General features: G+C 64.5%; 24 protein-coding genes. 14 read left to right on the plus strand and 10 right to left on the minus strand.

Annotation, left to right across the window (positions count from 1 at the left end; all coding sequences use genetic code 11):
• The first annotated feature begins 21 nt into the window (after positions 1 to 21).
• A complete protein-coding gene (locus ACM6UT_RS15305; RefSeq protein ID WP_416798204.1) occupies positions 22 to 255 on the plus strand; it encodes a hypothetical protein in 234 nt (77 codons plus the stop codon).
• A 9-nt stretch (positions 256 to 264) separates the two neighbouring features.
• On the opposite strand, the gene ACM6UT_RS15310 is transcribed toward ACM6UT_RS15305, so the two are convergent.
• Positions 265 to 432 (minus strand): hypothetical protein, encoded by a 168-nt coding sequence (locus ACM6UT_RS15310; RefSeq protein WP_416798205.1) that lies wholly within the window; start codon positions 430 to 432, stop codon positions 265 to 267.
• Between the two features lie 232 nt (positions 433 to 664).
• Here ACM6UT_RS15310 and ACM6UT_RS15315 point away from each other — a divergent pair, with 232 nt between their 5' ends.
• A complete protein-coding gene (locus tag ACM6UT_RS15315) occupies positions 665 to 1,186 on the plus strand; it encodes a sigma-70 family RNA polymerase sigma factor (RefSeq protein WP_416798206.1) in 522 nt (173 codons plus the stop codon).
• Between the two features lie 129 nt (positions 1,187 to 1,315).
• On the opposite strand, the gene ACM6UT_RS15320 is transcribed toward ACM6UT_RS15315, so the two are convergent.
• Entirely contained in the window at positions 1,316 to 1,741 is a 426-nt protein-coding gene (locus ACM6UT_RS15320; RefSeq protein ID WP_416798207.1) for a CBS domain-containing protein, read from the minus strand.
• 183 nt (positions 1,742 to 1,924) lie between these two features.
• On the opposite strand from ACM6UT_RS15320, the gene ACM6UT_RS15325 reads away from it, so the two are divergent.
• From ACM6UT_RS15325 to ACM6UT_RS15335, 3 genes are read left to right on the plus strand one after another with little or no spacing between them, the layout of a single operon-like run.
• Positions 1,925 to 2,578 (plus strand): UdgX family uracil-DNA binding protein, encoded by a 654-nt coding sequence (locus ACM6UT_RS15325; RefSeq protein ID WP_416798263.1) that lies wholly within the window; start codon positions 1,925 to 1,927, stop codon positions 2,576 to 2,578.
• 58 nt (positions 2,579 to 2,636) lie between these two features.
• The gene (locus tag ACM6UT_RS15330; RefSeq protein ID WP_416798208.1) at positions 2,637 to 3,143 is read left to right on the plus strand and encodes a ferritin-like domain-containing protein; all 507 of its coding nucleotides are present in this window, start codon (positions 2,637 to 2,639) and stop codon (positions 3,141 to 3,143) included.
• A gap of 32 nt (positions 3,144 to 3,175) precedes the next feature.
• The gene (locus ACM6UT_RS15335; RefSeq protein WP_416798209.1) at positions 3,176 to 3,532 is read left to right on the plus strand and encodes a hypothetical protein; all 357 of its coding nucleotides are present in this window, start codon (positions 3,176 to 3,178) and stop codon (positions 3,530 to 3,532) included.
• A 342-nt stretch (positions 3,533 to 3,874) separates the two neighbouring features.
• Here ACM6UT_RS15335 and ACM6UT_RS15340 read toward each other — a convergent pair whose 3' ends face one another.
• Both ACM6UT_RS15340 and ACM6UT_RS15345 read right to left on the minus strand, forming a co-directional pair.
• A complete protein-coding gene (locus ACM6UT_RS15340; RefSeq protein WP_416798210.1) occupies positions 3,875 to 4,360 on the minus strand; it encodes a hypothetical protein in 486 nt (161 codons plus the stop codon).
• A 168-nt stretch (positions 4,361 to 4,528) separates the two neighbouring features.
• Positions 4,529 to 5,449 carry a choline sulfate utilization transcriptional regulator gene (locus tag ACM6UT_RS15345; protein WP_416798211.1) on the minus strand — a complete coding sequence of 307 codons (921 nt, stop codon included), beginning with the start codon at positions 5,447 to 5,449 and terminating at the stop codon, positions 4,529 to 4,531.
• Positions 5,450 to 5,538: 89 nt separating this feature from the next.
• On the opposite strand from ACM6UT_RS15345, the gene choX reads away from it, so the two are divergent.
• From choX to ACM6UT_RS15365, 4 genes are all read left to right on the plus strand, one after another.
• The gene (gene choX, locus ACM6UT_RS15350) at positions 5,539 to 6,495 is read left to right on the plus strand and encodes a choline ABC transporter substrate-binding protein (RefSeq protein WP_416798212.1); all 957 of its coding nucleotides are present in this window, start codon (positions 5,539 to 5,541) and stop codon (positions 6,493 to 6,495) included.
• Positions 6,496 to 6,509: 14 nt separating this feature from the next.
• Positions 6,510 to 8,027 (plus strand): choline-sulfatase, encoded by a 1,518-nt coding sequence (betC, locus tag ACM6UT_RS15355; protein ID WP_416798213.1) that lies wholly within the window; start codon positions 6,510 to 6,512, stop codon positions 8,025 to 8,027.
• Positions 8,028 to 8,140: 113 nt separating this feature from the next.
• Positions 8,141 to 8,365 (plus strand): hypothetical protein, encoded by a 225-nt coding sequence (locus ACM6UT_RS15360; protein ID WP_416798214.1) that lies wholly within the window; start codon positions 8,141 to 8,143, stop codon positions 8,363 to 8,365.
• 117 nt (positions 8,366 to 8,482) lie between these two features.
• Complete coding sequence (locus tag ACM6UT_RS15365; protein ID WP_416798264.1) at positions 8,483 to 9,190, plus strand: nucleotidyl transferase AbiEii/AbiGii toxin family protein; 708 nt, start codon at positions 8,483 to 8,485, stop codon at positions 9,188 to 9,190.
• Between the two features lie 103 nt (positions 9,191 to 9,293).
• Here the strand turns inward: ACM6UT_RS15365 and ACM6UT_RS15370 are convergent, their stop codons facing one another.
• Positions 9,294 to 10,331 (minus strand): aldo/keto reductase, encoded by a 1,038-nt coding sequence (locus tag ACM6UT_RS15370; RefSeq protein ID WP_416798215.1) that lies wholly within the window; start codon positions 10,329 to 10,331, stop codon positions 9,294 to 9,296.
• Between the two features lie 29 nt (positions 10,332 to 10,360).
• Entirely contained in the window at positions 10,361 to 11,524 is a 1,164-nt protein-coding gene (locus ACM6UT_RS15375; protein ID WP_416798216.1) for an MFS transporter, read from the minus strand.
• 100 nt (positions 11,525 to 11,624) lie between these two features.
• On the opposite strand from ACM6UT_RS15375, the gene ACM6UT_RS15380 reads away from it, so the two are divergent.
• Complete coding sequence (locus ACM6UT_RS15380) at positions 11,625 to 12,530, plus strand: LysR family transcriptional regulator (RefSeq protein ID WP_416798217.1); 906 nt, start codon at positions 11,625 to 11,627, stop codon at positions 12,528 to 12,530.
• Between the two features lie 42 nt (positions 12,531 to 12,572).
• On the opposite strand, the gene ACM6UT_RS15385 is transcribed toward ACM6UT_RS15380, so the two are convergent.
• The 3 genes from ACM6UT_RS15385 to ACM6UT_RS15395 all read right to left on the minus strand — a co-directional run bounded on the left by ACM6UT_RS15385 (position 12,573) and on the right by ACM6UT_RS15395 (position 15,412).
• The gene (locus ACM6UT_RS15385; protein ID WP_416798218.1) at positions 12,573 to 13,019 is read right to left on the minus strand and encodes a hypothetical protein; all 447 of its coding nucleotides are present in this window, start codon (positions 13,017 to 13,019) and stop codon (positions 12,573 to 12,575) included.
• Positions 13,020 to 13,113: 94 nt separating this feature from the next.
• Positions 13,114 to 15,192, minus strand: a complete 2,079-nt coding sequence (gene glgX, locus ACM6UT_RS15390) for a glycogen debranching protein GlgX (protein WP_416798219.1) — start codon at positions 15,190 to 15,192, stop codon at positions 13,114 to 13,116.
• Positions 15,193 to 15,259: 67 nt separating this feature from the next.
• Complete coding sequence (locus tag ACM6UT_RS15395) at positions 15,260 to 15,412, minus strand: hypothetical protein (protein ID WP_416798220.1); 153 nt, start codon at positions 15,410 to 15,412, stop codon at positions 15,260 to 15,262.
• Between the two features lie 173 nt (positions 15,413 to 15,585).
• Here ACM6UT_RS15395 and ACM6UT_RS15400 point away from each other — a divergent pair, with 173 nt between their 5' ends.
• Both ACM6UT_RS15400 and ACM6UT_RS15405 read left to right on the plus strand, forming a co-directional pair.
• On the plus strand, positions 15,586 to 16,071 hold the full coding sequence (locus ACM6UT_RS15400; protein ID WP_416798221.1) for a hypothetical protein: 486 nt from the start codon (positions 15,586 to 15,588) through the stop codon (positions 16,069 to 16,071).
• Positions 16,072 to 16,080: 9 nt separating this feature from the next.
• Positions 16,081 to 16,521 (plus strand): DUF421 domain-containing protein, encoded by a 441-nt coding sequence (locus ACM6UT_RS15405; RefSeq protein WP_416798222.1) that lies wholly within the window; start codon positions 16,081 to 16,083, stop codon positions 16,519 to 16,521.
• 28 nt (positions 16,522 to 16,549) lie between these two features.
• On the opposite strand, the gene ACM6UT_RS15410 is transcribed toward ACM6UT_RS15405, so the two are convergent.
• Entirely contained in the window at positions 16,550 to 17,260 is a 711-nt protein-coding gene (locus ACM6UT_RS15410) for a GntR family transcriptional regulator (RefSeq protein ID WP_416798223.1), read from the minus strand.
• Positions 17,261 to 17,512: 252 nt separating this feature from the next.
• Here ACM6UT_RS15410 and ACM6UT_RS15415 point away from each other — a divergent pair, with 252 nt between their 5' ends.
• Together ACM6UT_RS15415 and ACM6UT_RS15420 are read left to right on the plus strand one after the other, a co-directional pair.
• Complete coding sequence (locus tag ACM6UT_RS15415; RefSeq protein WP_416798224.1) at positions 17,513 to 18,610, plus strand: ABC transporter ATP-binding protein; 1,098 nt, start codon at positions 17,513 to 17,515, stop codon at positions 18,608 to 18,610.
• A gap of 33 nt (positions 18,611 to 18,643) precedes the next feature.
• The gene (locus tag ACM6UT_RS15420) at positions 18,644 to 19,933 is read left to right on the plus strand and encodes an ABC transporter substrate-binding protein (protein WP_416798225.1); all 1,290 of its coding nucleotides are present in this window, start codon (positions 18,644 to 18,646) and stop codon (positions 19,931 to 19,933) included.
• Positions 19,934 to 20,008: the final 75 nt, after the last annotated feature.

Here is a 20,008-nt window from a genome sequence, read left to right on the forward strand (position 1 = left end):
AAACGAAGGGAGAAAAGAAAAATGGAACGGGAGTTCTTGGACATCGTACCGCATTCGAACGGCTGGTGCTTCGTCGGGAGTGGCCTGCGCTCGCCGGCCTATCCGAGTTATCACCTGGCGCTCGCCGCGGCAAAGAAACTGCGCTCAGAGCGTAAGAGCGGCAAGCCACCCGTCCTTCGCAGCCTCGATCTCAAGGGGCGCCTGCTGCCGATCGACGACCGCCTGGTGTTTCCCGAACCACGCTTTGGCGGTTGAGAGCCGGGCCTACTTCTCCTCGGCCCTCTGCTCGAGAGCGGCCTGAAGGTCCTTCGCGAGTGCCTCGATGCGCGGCGGAACCGGGCGGCTCTCGATCTCCATCAGAAGCAGTCGCAGCCTGGCGTCGACGACGTTGCCGATCGGCTTGCGGCTTTTTCGGTCTTTGGTTTTGCTCAAGCCTGGTCCCCGGAGATTGCCGCGCGCCGCTTGCAAGGTCGAAGCGCACGATGGAACATGGCGAGGAAGATCTCCTCTCCTCATCGGAGAATATGCCCCGGCGCGATCCTTTTCAACGCATTCGCCCCAGACGAGCGCAGGCAACTTAACGTAGAAGTCTCGGGAACCAGGACCGGCCTGTCGCGTTGACCGGGAACACCCGCACTGCTGGCAACCAAGAGGATTACCGGTCGTGACCACGTATCCGCAAGGAACTGTTGCGCATCACGAGCTCGTCGACCTCATACCGGCCCTGCGCGCCTTCGCCAGGTCTCTCTGCCGAAAACCGGACGAAGCCGACGACCTCGTGCAGGAGACGTTGATGAAGGCGCTCGCCAACCTGGACAAATTCGAACGCGGCACCCGCCTCAAGTCCTGGCTCTTCACCATCATGCGCAATACCTTTCTCACCCGCAGGCGCACGGCCGATCGCGAGCCGGTCGGAATAGAGGACTGCGTCTCGCAGATGCCCCAGATCGCCGCCGACCAGGAGGGCAGTTTGCGTCTGTCCGACGTCAAGCGCGCCCTTTCACGCCTGCCACAGCACCATCGCGAGATCATCGTCCTGGTCGTGATGCTCGGCGAGCGCTACGAGGATGCGGCCGTCATCTGCGGGTGCGCCGTCGGAACGGTGAAGAGCCGCCTCTTCCGTGCCCGCCAGCGGCTGCAGGCCGAACTCGGCGAGCCCGCCGAGATCGCGAATTCGATGCCGTGAGGCCGGTCTCATCATCGAAGGGCAGCCGGCGCGGCAGGGTTGCCTCTGACTCCGCGGACAGTCCGGGAGTTCGGCGTGAGCAGCCGGCGCGGGACGCGGCCCGCGCCGGCAGGCGGTTCACGCATCGCCTCAGTGCGCGTGGGCGCCGCCCGGGCGAGCGACCTTGCTGAGGCCCGAACCGGCGGCCTGCGCATCTCCGAGCGCGGCATCGCCGATCGAGATGACGCCGGTCAGCCGCTTGTCACGGTTCACCACCGGCAGGCGGCGCACCTTGATCTTGCCCATGTTGCGCGTCACCTCGTCGATATCCTCGTCCTCGAAACAGTATTTGACGTCGCGCGTCATCACCTCGCGCACCTTCGCATCGGTGCCGAGGCCATCGGCGAGCGCGCGGGTGACGAGGTCACGGTCGGTAACGGTCCCGATCAGCCGGTCATCCTCGCCGACGGGCATGAAGCCGATCTCCCGATCGGCCATGATTTTGGCGATCTCGGCGATGCTCTGATGCGGCCTGGCGACCTGGACGTCGCGCGACATGATGTCGGACACTTTCATGGCAATGCTCCTTTCTTGAGCGGAGACGACGCCGTCATCCGCGGTCGGCGACCGGCGTTCCCGCCGCCACGACGCTTTTCGGCCGGCGGACGCGGCGTTCGTGTCCCAAACCGGAGCCAGGCCCAAAAGGTTCCCCGAAACGGCGCCTCCGGAACAAGCGTGGCAGGCAACCGTTCGGGCGAAATGAGCACCGACGGCAAAACGATCCCGGCCGGACCCGCCCTCACCTCAGACCACCCACACGCGCGGTCCCTGGCTGCGCTGAAGGAGGAAGCCTCGGGCTGCGAGCGGTGCGAGCTCTACCGAAGTGCGACCCGGCTCGTTTTCGGCGAGGGCCCTAGGGATGCGCGCGTCGTGCTCGTTGGAGAACAGCCGGGCGACCGCGAGGACATCGCCGGACGTCCCTTTGTCGGCCCCGCCGGGCGCGTGCTCGACGAGTGCCTCGCCGAGGCGGGCATCGACCGCAACATCTGCTACGTCACCAATGCGGTCAAGCATTTCAAGTTCAGCCAGCGCCGCAAGCGACGGCTGCACTCGCGACCGAATGCCGGTGAGGTGCGGGCCTGCGCCTGGTGGCTCGGAGCCGAGCTTGCCGTCCTGCGCCCGCAGCTGGTGGTCGCCCTCGGTGCGACCGCCGTTTACGCCCTCCTCGGCAACGGCATCAAGGTCACCGCGGCACGCGGGCAGGTCATCGCGCCGCCCTCCGGCCCGCCGGTGCTTGTGACGATCCATCCTTCCTACCTGCTGCGCGTCCGCGGCCATGCCGATGTCGCGGCGGCGCGGCGATCCTTTGTCGATGATCTGCGGCATATCGGCGAGCATGCAGGGAACCCTTGAGGCCTCCGGGGGTTCTCCCTGTCTCGACAATCGAAACAAAACACGGAGAAGAGACGCCATGAGCGAACTGCGCGACAACTATATCGGCTGGATTCGGGACGCCCACGCGATGGAAGAGCAGGCGATCACAATGCTCACCTCGCAGGCCAAACGCCTCGACAACTATCCGGAACTGCGGACCCGCATCGAGCATCACATCGAAGAGACCCGTGGCCAGTCCGAGGCGCTGGAGCGCGTTCTCGACCGTCTCGACGGCGATCCGTCGATGCTGAAGGATGTCGCCGGCAAGTTCACCGCAACCATGCAGGGGATGAGCGGCATCTTCGCAAGCGACGAGGTCGTCAAGGGGACGCTTGCCGGCTACACCTTCGAGCACATGGAAATCGAGAGCTACCGCGTGCTCATCGCAGCGGCCGAGGCGGTCGGTGACACGCAATCGAAGGCCGTCTTCGAAACAATCCTGCAGCAGGAGGAAGCGATGGCGAATTGGCTTGCCGCCAATACCGACAGGACGGTGAAGACCTATCTGGCCCGGGCCGAAGCCGACCTGCAGGCCAGTCACTGAGGGCCGGAAGGCCGCGACACACGGAGCAGACGATGACCGATCCCCGACGCCGACAAACGGGCGACACCGCCGCCCAAATTCGCGGTGACATCCAGCGGGGATTGACCGGAGACAAGCGGCGAGGCTTCGACCCGGCGGCCGCGCCGCTCGAAACGGACGGTGAGGCGGCGGGGACGCCGCTGACCGCGCAGGAGGCGCGCCTGGCACGCGTCGGTGAACGGGCCGGCCGCCCCGTCGACCGGTCGGAGGATTTCGACACCGCGATGCGCGGCGATGACGAGGCGGTGCCCCGGTCACTGCGCAGCCGCCACATCGCGCTGGCCATCCTTCTCGCCCTCGTCGTCGCCACTCTGGTGATCACCGTCGCCGGTCTTGGTCTGCTGTTGTGAGGACATGGGCTAGTCGGCTCCCCCCACCGACTGCCTGTCTCAGGCAATTCCGGGGGTTTCGGGTTCCGATGTCGCTTCGCGGTATTCGATCCCGGGCCTTGGTCCGTGTTGAGGCGGCGATCACCTTGTTCACTGCAAGGTCCGGTGCAGACGAGCGCCCCATTCCGCATCGCGGACGAGGGGGAAGAAGCGGGTCCGACTTTCGCTCATCCATTGGACGAGGGTGCCTTTGCCTCCACGTTTTACGCTTGCTTCGACGCAGCCATAGATGTTGACCTCCACAGAGACCTCGAAGGCGTCGGCCTTCAGTCAATGTCGGCTTCCGCGGCAGATCCGATTTCCTCATCGGTATCGTGGAAGATATCCATGTCGTCCGAAATGCGCGGCCAATCCATGTTCAGGACGATCCCTCGGGCGATATAACTGCTGTCGGAACGGTTCCCGGCGATGGAGGCCATGATATCTCGCTGGGGCCGCGTCAGTGCCATCAGCGCCCGTCTCCAATTGCGAAATCATTTGTCGTCCCAATGCATAAGCTCGCGCATCACCGCGCTCCATGAGAGCGTTGGCGATAACTCGTGCCTTCTGCGGAAGATCATTCAACCCTTCGGTGTCGATATTGTCGAACACCCGGAGCCCGAATTTTTTGGTCGCGATCCTGATGAATTCCGCCAATCGCGCCTTCTCGCTGCGATGCTCCGCACGGAACTCGGCGGCAACCGTCAAGATTTCTTCACGCCGAGCTTTCGGCACGAGTACCTCTACCCTGACGAGATCGGATGCCCCTCCAGTCTCCCGATATCTTCTGATGCGCTCTTTCACAGACATATCCATTGCTCCTGCATTGGACAAATATCGACGTATCCGGGATACGCATCCAGCCTAGCATTAGTCACGGAAAGCAGCGCCATCATTCACCGTAGATCCGCCTAGAACTCGAGCTTCCGCCCAGGCGTAGCGCGATCCCTTCACCCTGCCCCTCTGGTATCATCATCCTCAAACACCCGCACACCAGCCGTTGTCCTTCGCCTCGCTCACCAGCCACTTTGCCAGCCATTCGACGTGGCGGCCCGGCTGGTCCGGCGCCACCAGCCAATAGCCGCGTCCCTTCGCCTCAAGTGTCCGGCCGACGGCGCGGAGAACGCCCGAGGACATGGATGCGTCGACGAGCCCCTCCCATCCGATCGCAATTCCCTGCCCCGTCAGCGCGGCCTGCACGACGAGCGAATAGGTGTTGAAGGTCAGGTCGACATGGCCGGCCTGCGCCTCCCTCTTCGCGCCGAAGTGCGACAGATAGGTCGTCCATTCGAACCACGGCGCCTGCGAGGGGCTGTCGAGGTGGATCAGCGTCGATCGGGCGAGCGAGGACGGGTCGTCGAACGGTCCGTTCCTCTCGGCGAACGCGGGCGTGCACACCGGCGTGACGACCTCCGGTACGAGCAGGACGGCGTCCGCCTTCACGTCGCTCTTCGCACCGAAGACGACGGCAATCTCGTTTTCGCCGAGACGGGTCTGCTGGAAGCGTTGCGTCGCGACGATCTGGATGTCCAGTTCGGGATGGAGTTGCCGGACCGCATGCATTCTTGGCATCAGCCAGAGCGCGGAGAAGGCATAGTCCGTCAACAGCCGGATCGTCCCGCGGTCGCGCTCGGCATGGAACCCGCGCACGGCGTCGTCGATGTCCCCGACCGCGCGCCGGGCGATCTCGAACAGCTGCCGCCCCGCCGGGGTGAGCTCGACGCCACGGTGGACGCGCTCGAAGAGCGCGACCCCCACTTCCTCCTCTGCCCGCCGGATGTGATAGCTGATCGCCGGCTGCGACATGTTCAGGACGTTTGCCGCGGCTGTCAGACTGCCCTGTCTCGTCGCCTCGACGAAGACGCGCATCCAGCCGAGGTCAACCGGTCGCTCTCGCATCGAAAATCCTTATGGCAAGCATCGAGAAAACCCGTCTTCACAGGGAAGGAAAATAGACCGACGAATACGGAAATCAAATAACAAGGGGAATGAAAATGAGGAAGACTCCTGCTGTCGCCGGCGTCACGCTGGCGATCCTTTTCTCCGTTTCGATCGCCGGAGCTGTCCATGCCGGTGAAGACGCGGCCTGTAAGACCATCCGGATGTCCGATCCCGGCTGGACTGACATCACCGCGACGAACGGCGTCGCCGGCGTTCTGCTTTCGGCGCTCGGCTACGAAGCCGAGGTCAAGACGCTTTCGGTGCCGATCGGCTACGAGGCAATGAAGAACAAGGAGATCGACGTCTTCCTCGGCAACTGGATGCCGGCGCAGAACGCCTTCATCGAGGACCTGAAAAAGGCCGAGGCCATCGAGATCGTCGCCCGGAACCTCGAAGGCGCGAAGTTCACGCTTGCCGTGCCGTCCTATGTCGCGGCCGAGGGCGTCAAGGACTTCTCGGACCTTCAGAAGCATGCCGACGAATTCGACCGCTCGATCTACGGGATCGAGCCCGGCGCACCCGCCAACGGCAGCATCCAGAAGATGATCGACGCGGGCGAGTTCGGTCTCGGCGACTGGAAGCTCGTCGAATCGAGCGAACAGGCGATGCTGGCCCAGGTGGAGCGGGCGGGCGAGAAGAAGGCGGCGATCGTCTTCCTCGCCTGGGCACCGCATCCGATGAACAACCGGTTCGAGCTCACCTATCTTTCCGGCGGGGATGCCTATTTCGGACCGAACTACGGCGGGGCCGAGGTCTATACGCTCGCCCGGACCGGCTGGCCGGCAATGTGCCCCAACGCGGCACGCTTCTTCAAGCAGCTCACCTTCGATATCGCCATGGAGAACACGCTGATGGGGAAAATCCTCGGGGGCGAGGAGCCGAAGGCAGCGGCCGCCGCCTGGCTGAAGGAGAACCCGCAGTCGCTCGGGCCATGGCTCGAGGGCGTGACGACCTTCGACGGCGCTCCGGGCGCCGAGGCCGTCAAGGCAACCCTCGGGCTCTGAGCAGGAAAGACGTTATGGCGCGACCCAATATCCTCGTCCTGATGGTGGATCAGCTGAACGGAACGCTGTTTGCCGACGGACCTGCCGAGTTCCTGCACACGCCGAACCTGAAGGCGCTGGCGGAGCGCTCCGTGCGCTTCGCCAACACCTATACGGCAAGCCCCCTCTGCGCACCGGCGAGGGCCTCCTTCATGTCGGGCCAGCTTCCGAGCCGCACACGTGTCTACGACAATGCTGCCGAATTTGCCTCCGACATCCCGACCTTTGCCCACCACCTGCGCGCGGCCGGTTACCAGACCTGCCTCTCGGGGAAGATGCACTTCGTCGGACCCGACCAGCTTCACGGCTTCGAGGAAAGGCTGACGACGGATATCTACCCCGCGGATTTCGGCTGGACGCCCGACTACCGGAAGCCCGGCGAGCGGATCGACTGGTGGTATCACAATCTCGGCTCCGTGACGGGCGCCGGCACGGCCGAGATCACCAACCAGATGGAATATGACGACGAGGTCGCCTACCACGCGACCCGCAAGCTCTATGATCTCGCGCGCGGCAATGACGACCGACCATGGTGCCTGACCGTCAGTTTTACCCACCCGCACGACCCCTATGTCGCGCGCAAACGATTCTGGGATCTCTACGAGGATTGCCCGGCGCTCGACCCGAAAGTCGGCGCCATCCCCTTCGACCAGCAGGATCCCCACTCACAACGCCTTCTCGTCGCCTGCGACCACGACGCATTCGAGATCAGCCAAGAGGACGTGCGGCGGGCGCGGCGCGGCTATTTCGCCAACATCTCCTATGTCGACGAGAAGATCGGCGAAATCATCGACGTGCTGGAGCGGACGGGGATGCGTGAAAACACCGTCGTGCTCTTCGTCTCCGACCACGGCGACATGCTGGGAGAACGCGGCCTCTGGTTCAAGATGAGCTTTTTCGAAGGGTCGGCACGCGTGCCGCTGATGATATCGGGCGCCGGCTGGAAGCCTGGGCTCGTCAGAACGCCCGTTTCCACGCTCGACGTTACCCCGACGATCGCAGCGATGGCCGGCATCGACATCGCGTCCGTGCGCCCCTGGACCGACGGTGAGGATCTCGGTCCCGTCGTCCGGGGAGAAGGCAACCGTGGATCCGTCCCCATGGAATATGCCGCGGAAGGCTCCGAGGCGCCGCTCGTCGGGCTCCGGGCCGGACCGTACAAGCTGACGCTCTGCGAGAAGGATCCTCCGCTTCTTTTCGATCTGGAAGAAGACCCCGACGAGTTGCGGAACCTCGCCGGGGACCCTCGCCACGCTGACGATCTCGCCCGCCTGACCGCCGAATGCAGGGAGCGCTGGAACCTTCGAGCCTTCGACGCCGCCGTCCGGGAAAGCCAGGCGAGACGCTGGGTCGTCTACGCCGCGCTTCGCAACGGCGCCTACTATCCGTGGGACTACCAGCCGCTGCAGAAGGCCTCGGAGCGCTACATGCGAAACCACATGGACCTGAACGTGCTGGAGGAAAGGCAACGGTTCCCGCGCACGTCCCCTTGAGCGCTCCGCGACACCGAGATGGAACGCCGATAGCTGCGCGCGCCCGACAGCGAACCGGGCTGGTCTGCCGAACTATTTGATTGTTCCGCATTTTTCTGCTAGGAACTGCAACTATGACGATGCATTTTGGATCGATGATCGTGCCTGCGGAATTCCCGGAGCTTGGCGCTCTCGTCTGGAACCGCGATCCCGCACGTCCAATGCCTGCCAGGGACGTATTTTCGCTCTACGAGCGCAACTGGCGCTTTGTGAACCGTGAACATCTCACCGACAGGGAACGCCTTCTCATTGACGAACTCACCGAAGAGTTCGGAAACGGCCGGATGCTGACCGCCTGATCGCGACGAACGTGCTCATGGCTTCGGAATGAACGAGTTCTGCTGTGACCTGCGGTAGGAAATCCAATGAGCTTCAGTCGACGTCAACATGAAAACATCGCGGACGTCCTCCGCTCGATGAACGGCGACCTTCTGCTCAGTTGCAGGTGCTTCTTTGGTGGCGGGACCGCAATCGTCCTGAAGAACGGCGAATACCGCCAGTCGCTCGACCTCGATTTCCTCTGCGCCGATCTCGATGGATACAGAAGACTGCGCAATGTATTCTTCGAGCAGGGGATCGGGGCCGTCTTTCCGGCCGAGGTCAAGCCTCTTCGGGAGATCCAGGCGGATGGTTACGGAATCCGCACCCTCCTCGAGCACAAGGGACAGCGCATCAGGTTCGAGATCGTGCGAGTAGCCCGCATCGACCTGAGCGGGAGTGTCGACCCTGTTCTTCTGGTGCCCATCCTCAGCGTCGAAGACATGTTCGCGGAAAAATTGCTCGCAAACGCCGACAGGTGTTTCGACCGGGCTGTGTGCTATCGTGATGCCATCGATCTTGGCCGTCTGGTCGAAACGCACCACCGCATTCCCGCCGTCGCAGTGGAAAAGGCCGAAAGGGCCTACGGCGCGGATATTGCCCGCAAGATGGCCGGGGTGCTGAACCTGCTGCTGGACCGAGGACTGGTCAAGGCGGTCGCGCGCGAACTCGACATGAGTGACGATGCCGCAATCTTCGCCGTTTCGAGCCTCCGGTTGGAAGCTCTGCGCATCTGGCCGGACGCGGGAATTCAGATCGAACAAGGTTCGGCCGGACACGCGCTGGAGGAACGAAACAACGCCTGACGCCCGGCCGACCCACCCGCTCAGTGTCCTGCTGAGCGGTGACTAAGCCGTCGCACCTTCTCGTATACGACGGCGAGATATCATCGTCCCCACTCCATCGCCCTCACCCGGCCATCGGCGGCGCAAGGCGGGCAAAGCCCTCCTGGCGGCGGTAGGGGAAATGCGGATAGGGTGCCGTGGCGGCGCTTGCTGCGTCGAGCCTCGCGACCTGCTCGTCCGTGAGCGACCAGCCGACCGCGCCGAGGTTCTGGCGCAGCTGCTCCTCGTTGCGGGCGCCGATGATGACGGAGGCGACGGTCGGCCGGCGGGTCAGCCAGTTGAGCGCCACCTGCGGCACGGTCCTTTCGGTCTCCTCGGCGATCACCTCCAGCGCATCCACGACGCGGTAAAGGTGCTCGTCCTCCACCGGCGGGCCGAAACTTGCCGTCTCATGCAGCCGGCTGCCCTCGGGCAGGGCCACGCCGCGGCGGATCTTGCCCGTCAGGCGTCCCCAGCCGAGCGGGCTCCAGACGAGGGCACCGAGCCCTTGGTCTGCTCCGAGCGGCATCAGGTCCCATTCGTAATCGCGGCCAATCAGCGAATAGTAGACCTGATTGGCCACATAGCGCGGCCAGCCATGCCGGTCGGCGACGGCGAGCGCCTTCATGATCTGCCAGCCGGAGAAATTCGACACGCCGACATAGCGGACCTTGCCGGCACGCACGAGGGTATCGAGGGTCGAGAGAACCTCCTCGACCGGCGTCGCCGCATCAAAGGCATGAAGCTGCAGGATGTCGATATAGTCGGTGTCGAGCCGTTTCAGCGCATCCTCGACGGCACGGATCAGCCGGAAGCGCGACGTGCCGGCGTCGTTCGGTCCCTCGCTCATCGGCAGGCCGGTCTTCGTCGAAATCAGCGCCTGGTCGCGCCGGCCCTTAAGCGCCGCGCCGAGCACGGTCTCGGACGCGCCGGCCGAATAGACGTCCGCCGTGTCGAAGAGGTTGACGCCGGCCTCGAGGCAGATGTCGACAAGACGGCGGGCCTCCTTGTCGTCGGTGTTGCCCCAGGCCCCGAAGAGCGGGCCCGAGCCGCCGAAGGTGCCGGCGCCGAAACTCAAGGCCGGAACCTTGAGGCCCGAGCGTCCGAGAAAGCGATAGTCCATGGGATTGTCCTTTCAGAGGATGGAGAAGATCAGATGGCGGAAGCGGAGCGCTGGCCCGTCGCGGCGGCGGTCACCGCCACGATGACCGCGGCCGTGGGGAAGAGGGCGGCCGCAAGCGGCACGAAGGCGAGGCCGGGCCCATGATCGATGACCGCACCGCCGGCCCAAGCACCAATGGCGTTGCCGAGGTTGAAGGCGGCGATGTTGAAGGAGGAGGCGAGGCTCTGGCCGGCGCCATCCGCCCGCGACAGGACCCACATCTGCAGCGGCGCGACGGTCGCGAAACCGGCGGCCCCCAGAGCACCCGTCAGAAGGACGGCCGTGACGGGCGAGCCGAGACCCGGAAACATGAGGGCGAGCACCAGCGCGAGCACGACGAGCGTCCCGAAGACGGTGGCAAGAAGGTTGCGGTCGGCAAGCCGTCCGCCGACCAGATTGCCGATCACCAGACCGCCGCCGAAGACGAGCAGGATCGGAGACACGGCGGCCGCCTCGAAGCCGGTGATGCGAGTGAGCATCGGAGCGATATAGGTGAACACGGCGAAGACGCCGGCATAGCCGAGAACCGTGGTGACGAGCCCGAGAAGGACGGGGACGCGCAGGATGGCTGAGAGGTCGCGCCGCCAGTCGCCTGTATCCGACGGCCGTCCGTCCCGCGGCACGAGTAGGGCGATGATCGCTATCGCCGCAATCCCGACCAGAGTCACTGCGAGGAAGGTCGCGCGCCAGCCAAAGTGCTGGCCGATCCAGGTGCCGAGCGGTACGCCGAGAATGTTGGCGGCGGTCAGGCCGGTGAACATGACGGCAATCGCCGAAGCCTTGCGATCCTCGGAAACCAGCCCGGTCGCGACCACCGAGCCCACGCCGAAGAAGGTGCCGTGGGCGAGTGCGGTGAGGATGCGGGCGGCCATGAGGATATTGTAGTCGGGCGCAAGGGCGCAGGCGGCGTTGCCAACCACGAAGACCGCCATCAGCGCCACGAGGACCGTCTTGCGCGGCCAGCGCGCGGTCAGCACGGTCAGAACCGGAGCGCCGACGACGACGCCGAGCGCGTAGCCGGAGATGAGCAGGCCGGCCGCTGCGATCGACACGCCGAAGTCGGCGCTCACCTCCAGCAGCAGTCCCATGATGACGAATTCGGTGACGCCGATGCCGAAGGCCCCGGCCGTCAGTGCGTAAAGAGCGAGCGGCATGATGACTCCTGTGATGGTGATGTCCGACACAGGAGATAGATATGGCGAGGGAGATGATATAGTATGCCGCTTGGCACATCATTTGTGAAATAGAGGAACAATGGCGCGAGCGGAAATCAATCGGTCCGGCGAAATGGAAGTGTTCGTCAGGATCGTCGAGCAAGGCGGCTTCTCGGCTGCGGCGCGCGCCTGCCGCATCACGCCGTCGGCGGTGAGCAAGCTCGTCGCCCGCCTCGAGGCAAGGCTCGGCACACGGCTCGTCAACCGTTCGACGCGTGCCTTCCAGCTCACCCCGGAGGGCTGCGCCTTCTATGAGCGGGCGACACGCATTCTCGCGGACATCGAAGAGGCCGAGCGCGCGGCAGGTGCCGGCGAGCAGCCGGTCGGGCGTATCCGGCTCAACACCAGCGCTTCCTACGCGACCCATATCCTGGCACCCGTTCTGCCGGAATTCCTGGACCGTTATCCCGAGATCACGCTCGATCTCGTGCAGACCGATATGATCGTCGACCTGCTTGCGGAGCGGACCGACGTCGCGGTGCGTGCCGGCCCGATGCGGAACTCCAGTCTCGTCGCCCGCAAGCTCGGGGAGGCGAGAATGGTGGTCGTCGCATCACCGGCCTATCTCGCACGCCTCGGCACGCCGCGTTCTATCGAGGACCTCGACCGGCACAACCGGCTCGGCTTCGGCTATGTGCGGACGGTCGATGGCTGGCCGATGCTGAAGGACGGCGAGACCGTCATCGTTCCGGCTGTGGGGCGCATCCAGGCGAGCGACGGCGAGGCGCTGCGCCGGCTGGCGCTCGAAGGCAACGGGCTCGCACGGCTCGCAGAATTCACGGCGCGCGAGGACATAGCCCAGGGTCGCCTTGTGCCGGTGCTGGAGGATTTCAATCCCGGTGACCGGGAGGCGTTCCACGCCATCCACATCGGCCAGGGCGGACCGCTCCCCTCGCGCGTGCGCGCCCTCCTCGACTTTCTCGCGGAAAGGGGACGGATTTCGTAGGCGCGCCTCCGGCCGGCCACGATGCCGGGGTTGCGCCGAGCGTCATTCGAGCCCGACGGCCCGCAGGATCGTCGCAAGATCCCGCTTCATGCTCCCCGACATGACGAAGTCGCCACGCAGCGCCTTTAATGCGTAACGTTCCCGCTCGATCTCGGCCGCGGTCCGGAATCCGAGTCGCCTCAGGATCGGAAGCGGCGGGCACCAGCCGTGGACCGCGTGCTGGAGGAGGAACGTCGCGACCAGCGCCGACAACCCGTAGAACCGCCTGTCGACCCGGGACCCGAGCACCAGTCCGAGGAGCGAGAACGTGGCCGCGTTCGCTTCGAGCACCCGTTCGACGTCCCATTCCTCGTCGAGGGTCCTGAGGCGCGCATCGATATATTGCGGCATGTTGGCGAAGAAGTGTATCCGCTCGCGCAGTTCGTCATCGATCCTGCGGTTGATCTCCGGAGCGGTCCTTTCGCGGACGCGGCTTGCCGTGGCGGTCATGGATAGCCTCCTGCGGAACACGGTTGCGGGACCGAACATCCGCCGCCGGCCTTTGTTCCGCCAAGGGAGATCCGCCAGCATGGCAGCGGTCGGATCATGGCCGGCGAAACAGCGCCATCGAACGGGCGGCGATCACCCGCGTCTGTCCTTCCTTCGAGGTCTCCCCGGTCTGGCCGTCGCTCGTCGTAAGTTCGAGCACCCACCCGGCGCCGCCGGTCTTCGGTAACCGGCAGTGAAGGTCGCGGTCCTCCGGATTGAAGATCAGCAGGATGTCGCTCCAGACACCTGCCTGCTGTTCGAGATCGGACCGGTGCAGCCGAAGGGTCAGGGCGTTGCCGCCGAGCCAGTGCTCGGGACGCTGCGGCCCGCCCTTGTGGTTGAACCAGTCGATCAGCGTGCCATCGCGCCAGTTTGCCCGCCGCAGGAGCGGCTGGGCGCGGCGAAGCGCAATCACCTTCCGGGCAAACTCGCGCAACTGGTGACAGCCTTCCGGCAGGTTCTCCCAATGCAGCCAGCTAACTTCATTGTCCTGGCAATAGGCATTGTTGTTGCCCATCTGGGAGCGGCCGAACTCGTCGCCGGCCACCAGCATCGGCGTGCCGTGGGAGAAGAACAGGGTGGCGAGGAAGTTCCGCCGCTGCCGCTCGCGGACCGCATTGATGGCCGGATCGTCGGTCGGCCCCTCGGCACCGTAATTGTGGCTCCGGTTATGATTGTGGCCGTCGTTGTTGCCTTCCTGATTGGCCTCGTTGTGCTTGTGGTCGTAGGAGACCAGATCGTTGAGCGTGAAGCCGTCATGGGCGGTGATGAAGTTGACGCTCGTCCACGGGCGGCGACCGGAGAAATCGAAGATATCGCCGGAGCCGAGCAGGCGTGCCGCAAAATCGGGGGCGCAGTTGTCCGCGTCGAGCCAGTAGTCGCGGCAGGAATCGCGATACTTGTCGTTCCATTCCGCCCAGCCCGGTGGGAAGCCGCCGACCTGGTAGCCGCCCGGTCCGATGTCCCACGGTTCGCCGATGAGCTTTCTGGTCGCAAGCACCGGGTCCTGGGTGATGGCGTCGAAGAAGCCGCCGCGCCGGTCGAAGCCCTGTGGTTCGCGCCCGAGGATGGTGCCGAGATCGAAGCGGAAGCCATCGACCTCGAATTCCTCCGCCCAGTAGCGCAGGGAATCCATCACCATCTGCAACACGCGCGGATGGGAAGTGTTCACCGTGTTGCCGGTCCCGGTGTCGTTCACATAGTATCGGTGGGAGTCCGCCATGGTGCGATAATAGGCAAAATTGTCGATGCCCTTCATCGACAGCGTCGGGCCGAGCTCGTTACCCTCGGCGGTGTGGTTGTAGACGACGTCGAGGATGACCTCGATGCCGGCGTCGTGGAAGGCGCGGACCATCGTCTTCAGTCCGTCCGCGTCTTGCGGCCCGCAATAGCGGGCGGCGGCCGCGAAGAACCCTATGGTGTTGTAGCCCCAGTAGTTGCGCAATCCCTTGTCGAGCAGGAGGCTGTCGTCGAAGAAGGCCTGGATCGGCATCAGTTCGACGGACGTGACGCCGAGACTGCGGATATAATCGACGGACGCCGGATGCCCGAGTCCTTCAAACGTGCCCCGCAAGTCCTCCGGAATGGCGGGGTTTAGCTTGGCAAAGCCGCGGACATGGGTCTCATAGACGATGGTATCCGCCCACGGCACCCGAAAGTCCCTGCGTTCGGCGCCCCCTTTCCGGCCCGGGCCAAGCACCCGGCATTTCGGCACACATGCGGCATTGTCGAGGGTGCTGAAGGAGAGGTCCTTCTCCGGGCTGTCGATCTCGTAGCCGAAATTGGCCTTCGAGGGCTTGAGTTCACCCACGAGTTCACGGGCATAGGGATCGAGAAGCAGCTTGTTCGGATTGAACCGGTGACCGTTCTCCGGATCAAAGGGCCCGTGCACCCGGAAGCCGTAGAGTGCGCCCGGCTTAACGCCGGGCACATAGCCGTGCCAGACCTCATTGGTGTATTCCGGGAGCTGTAGCCGGGCGACCTCCAGCTGGCCGGTTTCGTCGAAGAGACAGAGCTCCACCTTCTCCGCATGGGACGAGAAGAGCGCGAAATTCGTTCCCCCGCCGTCGGAGGTGGCGCCGAGGGCGTGCCCGTAGCCGGCGACGATCTTGAGGCCGGCGCTGCGATTATCCATGGACATCCCCTTCTGCGGATCGAGACCGCACCTCAATTCTCCGGCCTTCGCTTTTGTTCCCGCCGCGTCAATCGCGACCGCCGAGGAAGAGCGCCGTCGATAGATAGCCGAGGCTGAACGGCGCTCCGAAGGCGTAAAGCAACAGAACGACCACGAGCGGATCGTTCGCGAAGTCGCCGCCGGGCAATCCACCTGCCCGCAAGACAACGAACACACCCACGGAGACTCCGATCAGGAAGCAGCTTGCAAGATTGACGAGGACGAATGGATCAGACGCTGCATTGGCGTGTCTCCTCACGCCGACAACGGCTGGCACGAAGGACGGTTCCCCGTCCGACCGGAACGCTTGGCCCGATTGCGCGTTTACCGGCGGGATGAAGGATGTGTAGACGCATGGCCAAGGAGCAGCAGAACCTCGAAATCATGGAGCACCGCGCGTTTCAGGAGACGTTCTGGAGGGTCGAGCGGTTCGCCTGGCTGCTTTTCGCAGTCGTCCTCGTGGCGGTCACCCTCGGCATGACCGGTTCCGGCGGCCTGCTCTCGCGCTCGACGCTCTTGTCCGACCGCTCCGTTGCGGACGTGCCCCGATTTTCGCGTTGGGAAGCGCCCGACGAGATCTGCGTCACGCTCGCGCCGTCGAAGGATCAGAACCTGACGCTCGCAGCGGCATTCTTCTCCAAGTTCCAGATCGAAACCATGCAGCCTCCCCCTGCGCACACCGATCCGGGGCAGTCGTCGACGGTCTACCATTTCGGTTCGTCGGAGACGGAGCCGCTCCTGGTATCGATCAACCTGCGGCCGCTACATCCGGGGCAGGTCTCCTATTTCCTCGGCCTCAACGGCGAGCGCGTGTCGGCCGAGACCTTCGTCTGGCCATAGGGGGAAAGCATGGATTCGGTCATCCGCGGCTTTGCCATCTACTTCGTGCTTCTGATCGCCATCCGCTTTTCCGGACGGCGAACGATCGCGCAGATGACGGCCTTAGATTTCGTGCTGCTGCTGATCATCGCCGAAACCACCCAGCAGGCGATGCTCGGCGAGGACTTTTCGATCGTCAACGCCGCGACCCTCATCCTCACCCTGTTCGGCATCGACATCGCGCTCTCCTACGTCAAGAAGTGGCTGCCGAAGGTCGCGATCATGGTCGACGGAACACCGACGGTTCTCGTCCGTGACGGTGAAGTGGATACCGACGCGCTCCGCTGGGCCCGGCTCGACGAGGAGGACCTGCTCGCCGCCGGCCGGCAGCAGGGAGTGACCAGCCTCGACCAGATCCGCTTCGCGATCCTCGAGGCGAGCGGCGGGATCAGCGTCATTCCGAAAAAATGACGGGCGGCACCGGAGACACCGATGCGTTTCAGATGCCGAGCGCATCGCGCAAGGCGAGCCCTTCAGGCGTGCGGAAATCGAGATCGGCCTCGATGTGGTCGATGTGATGCAGCATCAGATTCGCCGCTTTCTCCCCGTCACGCCGCTCGAGGGCGTCGAGGATGTCGGCGTGCTCGTTGTGTCCGCAACTCGAGACACCCGTTCGGCCGTAAAGGGCAATCACCAGCGACGAACGCGCGATCAGTTCCTCCATGAAGCGCTTGAGGATCAGGTTGCCGGAGATCGATGCCACCATCAGGTGAAAATCACCGGAGGCCTTGATCTCCGCCCGGCGGGCGGCGGGGCCACGCTCGTTCATGTGGGACGTCTCTTCCTCGAGATGGCGCCGAAACGCCACGATGTCCGCCGCGGTGATGCGGTCGGCGGCCGCAATCGCGATCCCCGGTTCGATCAGCCGGCGCGAGGCGAAGACCTGGCGGGCCTCTTCCGGAGACGGACTGGAGACGAAGGCGCCGCGATTGCGCTCCATTCTCACGAGCCCCTCGAAGGCGAGCATCTGCAGCGCGGCCCGTGCCACCGTCCGGCTCGCGTCGAACAGCGCGCCGACCTCGCTTTCGGTCAGCTTGGTGCCGGGGGCAAGGCGTCTGTCGACTATGGCGCTCCTGAGCGACTCCCGGATCGCCGCCGACCGGTCGTCCGGCGCACTCTCCGAAGTGCTCGCCTTTTCCGTGGCATCCATGGCCTGTGTCCCGCTTCGCATTTCGCTCCAAACTAGCCGATCCGGCGATGAATGCAAAGATGCAGTGATATTGTGTACAATCTGCCCATAACATCGCCACCAGCCGTCCAGAATCTGGGCACAACGGACCATCAGCGGTCCGATGAACGACAGTCGACGCGCAATAGCCTTTCCGTTCCAGTCGGTTGATGCCTACCGGCCGGAACTGGCACGGGCGATGCATGCTCTCTTGCGGACCTGGAGAGCGCGTGCATGAGCAAAGCCGCAGACATAGACATCGCATCGATCACCAAGATCTACGGCACCACGACGGCCGTGGATGCGGTCAGCCTGAAGATCCGCGCCGGCACCTATTGCTGCCTCCTCGGCCCCTCGGGCTGCGGCAAGACCTCGACGCTCAGGATGATCGCCGGCCACGAGACGGTCAGCAGCGGCGACATCCTGCTCGGCAACACGATGGTGACCGACCTGCCGCCCGCCCGGCGCGGGACGGCGATGATGTTCCAGTCCTATGCGCTCTTTCCCCATCTCGATCTCGTCGACAACGTCGCCTTCAGTCTCAAGATGAAGGGCATGGGGCGGGAAGCGCGCCGCGCCAAGGCGCTCGAGATGCTGGCGCTCATGCAGCTCGAACCTTATGCAACGCGGAAACCGGCGCAACTCTCCGGCGGCCAGCAGCAGCGCGTCGCGCTTGCCCGCGCCCTGATCACCGATCCGGCGGTGCTCCTCCTCGACGAACCGCTCTCGGCGCTCGACCCCTTCCTCAAGGTGCGGATGCGCGCAGAACTGAAGAAGCTGCAGACCTCGCTCGGCATCACCTTCGTGCACGTCACCCACAGCCAGGAAGAGGCGATGGCGCTCGCCGACCTCATCGTGGTGATGAACGAAGGCAGGATCGAGCAGGCGGCGCCGCCACGCACCGTCTTCGAGCGGCCCGCGACCGCTTTCGTCGCCCGCTTCATGGGCGATCACAACGTGATTTCCGGCCGCGTCGTCGCATCGGACGCGGCGGGGCAGACGATCGAGGTGCCGAACGGCGGCCGCTTCCACGCAGATGGGCCGGCGGCGGAGACCGGCGCGCCGGCCGACATCGCGGTCCGCACCGATCGCATCCGCCTCGGCGAGCCGATCGCCCATGGCTGCGGCTTCCAAGGCATCGTCGGCAATATCGAATATCTCGGCGCGACCGTGCGGCTCTCGATCGCAGGCGCCGGCCTCGACGAATTCACCGTCGTGACGCGGGATACCGACTTCTTCGCCCGCCAGCCGAAGATCGGAGAAGCCGTCCCGCTCTCCTGGGCCTCGAGCGACGCGATCGTCCTCGGCCGCCCGCGAGGCCGCAATCCCTGAGCAACCAAGAAAAACCACAGAGGAGAACTGCGCATGACCGAGACCAATACGAAGAAGCAGGGTATTACCCGCCGCAACCTGCTGAAGACCGCCTCCGCGGCTGCCGGCCTCGCCGCCGGCTCCGGCGCAATCACCGGCTTCCCGACGATCTGGGCACAGAACCCGATCACGCTCCGCCAGTTCGGCACGGGCGTGTCGAACATCAACGCCATCGCCGAGAAGTGCAAGGCCGAGCTCGGCATCACGCTCGAGATGACGGCGACCGACAGCGACGCCGCCGCCCAGCGCGCCGTCACCCAGCCGAACTCCTACGACATCGCCGACGTCGAATACTGGATCCTGAAGAAGGTCTATCCGACCGGCGTGATCCAGCCGATGGAGACGAAGAAGCTGAAATACTACGACAAGGTCGTACCGCTGTTCAAAACCGGCAAGCTCCTGCCCGACAGCGTGATCGCGCAAGGGACGGCGCCGCACACCGTCGGCTATGTCGAAAGCAAGGACGCCAAGACCTTCGCTTCCGGCGAGACCGAGTTCTTCACGATGATGCCGACGATCTACAATGCCGATACGCTCGGCATCCGTCCGGACCTCGTCGGCCGCGAGATCACCAGCTGGGCCGACATCATGGACCCGGCGTTCAAGGGCAAGACCTCGATCCTCAACATCCCGTCGATCGGCATCATGGATGCGGCGATGATCATGGAGGCGATGGGCAAGATCAAGTATGCCGACAAGGGTAACATGACCAAGGAAGAGATCGACAAGACGATCGACTTCCTGATCGAGGCCAAGCAGGCGGGCCAGTTCCGCGCCTTCTGGAAGTCGTTCGACGAGAGCGTGAACCTGATGGCCTCCGGCGAAGTGGTCATCCAGTCGATGTGGTCGCCGGCGGTGGCCGCCGTCCGCTCCAAGGGCATCGCCTGCAAGTACCAGCCGCTGAAAGAGGGCTACCGCTCGTGGGGCGGCGGTCTCGGCCTCGCCTCGCACCTTTCCGGCGCGCAGCTCGATGCAGCCTACGAATACATCAACTGGTACACGTCCGGCTGGGTCGGCGGCTACCTCAACCGCCAGGGCTACTATTCCGCCTGCATGGAGACGGCCAAGGAATTCATGTCTGCCGACGAGTGGGGCTACTGGATCGAGGGCAAGCCGGCGGCAGGGGACATCCTCTCCCCCGAAGGCAAGGTCATGGAGAAAGCGGGTGCGGTGCGCGACGGCGGTTCCTTCGAAGAGCGCATGGGCAAGGTCGCCTGCTGGAACTCGGTGATGGACGAGGACCGCTACATGGTCCGCCGCTGGAACGAGTTCATCGCGGCGTGATTTCCACCCTCCCCTCGAGGGGGAGGGTCGGCGCATCGCGCCGGGGTGGGGTGCAGGTTTCCAATGGGTCACCCC

It is taken from the genome of Ciceribacter azotifigens (assembly GCF_048159625.1).
Taxonomy (GTDB): Bacteria; Pseudomonadota; Alphaproteobacteria; order Rhizobiales; family Rhizobiaceae; genus Allorhizobium; species Allorhizobium azotifigens.

What these genes read in the sequence shown, in the direction of transcription:
- ACM6UT_RS15305 (WP_416798204.1), top strand. Translation starts at nt 22, where the DNA reads ATGGAACGGGAGTTCTTGGACATCGTACCGCATTCGAACGGCTGGTGC.
- ACM6UT_RS15320 (WP_416798207.1), bottom strand. Translation starts at nt 1,741, where the DNA reads ATGAAAGTGTCCGACATCATGTCGCGCGACGTCCAGGTCGCCAGGCCG.
- ACM6UT_RS15325 (WP_416798263.1), top strand. Translation starts at nt 1,925, where the DNA reads ATGAGCACCGACGGCAAAACGATCCCGGCCGGACCCGCCCTCACCTCA.
- ACM6UT_RS15330 (WP_416798208.1), top strand. Translation starts at nt 2,637, where the DNA reads ATGAGCGAACTGCGCGACAACTATATCGGCTGGATTCGGGACGCCCAC.
- ACM6UT_RS15335 (WP_416798209.1), top strand. Translation starts at nt 3,176, where the DNA reads ATGACCGATCCCCGACGCCGACAAACGGGCGACACCGCCGCCCAAATT.
- ACM6UT_RS15340 (WP_416798210.1), bottom strand. Translation starts at nt 4,360, where the DNA reads ATGTCTGTGAAAGAGCGCATCAGAAGATATCGGGAGACTGGAGGGGCA.
- ACM6UT_RS15345 (WP_416798211.1), bottom strand. Translation starts at nt 5,449, where the DNA reads ATGCGAGAGCGACCGGTTGACCTCGGCTGGATGCGCGTCTTCGTCGAG.
- choX (WP_416798212.1), top strand. Translation starts at nt 5,539, where the DNA reads ATGAAAATGAGGAAGACTCCTGCTGTCGCCGGCGTCACGCTGGCGATC.
- betC (WP_416798213.1), top strand. Translation starts at nt 6,510, where the DNA reads ATGGCGCGACCCAATATCCTCGTCCTGATGGTGGATCAGCTGAACGGA.
- ACM6UT_RS15360 (WP_416798214.1), top strand. Translation starts at nt 8,141, where the DNA reads ATGACGATGCATTTTGGATCGATGATCGTGCCTGCGGAATTCCCGGAG.
- ACM6UT_RS15365 (WP_416798264.1), top strand. Translation starts at nt 8,483, where the DNA reads ATGAACGGCGACCTTCTGCTCAGTTGCAGGTGCTTCTTTGGTGGCGGG.
- ACM6UT_RS15370 (WP_416798215.1), bottom strand. Translation starts at nt 10,331, where the DNA reads ATGGACTATCGCTTTCTCGGACGCTCGGGCCTCAAGGTTCCGGCCTTG.
- ACM6UT_RS15375 (WP_416798216.1), bottom strand. Translation starts at nt 11,524, where the DNA reads ATGCCGCTCGCTCTTTACGCACTGACGGCCGGGGCCTTCGGCATCGGC.
- ACM6UT_RS15380 (WP_416798217.1), top strand. Translation starts at nt 11,625, where the DNA reads ATGGCGCGAGCGGAAATCAATCGGTCCGGCGAAATGGAAGTGTTCGTC.
- ACM6UT_RS15385 (WP_416798218.1), bottom strand. Translation starts at nt 13,019, where the DNA reads ATGACCGCCACGGCAAGCCGCGTCCGCGAAAGGACCGCTCCGGAGATC.
- glgX (WP_416798219.1), bottom strand. Translation starts at nt 15,192, where the DNA reads ATGGATAATCGCAGCGCCGGCCTCAAGATCGTCGCCGGCTACGGGCAC.
- ACM6UT_RS15400 (WP_416798221.1), top strand. Translation starts at nt 15,586, where the DNA reads ATGGCCAAGGAGCAGCAGAACCTCGAAATCATGGAGCACCGCGCGTTT.
- ACM6UT_RS15405 (WP_416798222.1), top strand. Translation starts at nt 16,081, where the DNA reads ATGGATTCGGTCATCCGCGGCTTTGCCATCTACTTCGTGCTTCTGATC.
- ACM6UT_RS15410 (WP_416798223.1), bottom strand. Translation starts at nt 17,260, where the DNA reads ATGGATGCCACGGAAAAGGCGAGCACTTCGGAGAGTGCGCCGGACGAC.
- ACM6UT_RS15415 (WP_416798224.1), top strand. Translation starts at nt 17,513, where the DNA reads ATGAGCAAAGCCGCAGACATAGACATCGCATCGATCACCAAGATCTAC.
- ACM6UT_RS15420 (WP_416798225.1), top strand. Translation starts at nt 18,644, where the DNA reads ATGACCGAGACCAATACGAAGAAGCAGGGTATTACCCGCCGCAACCTG.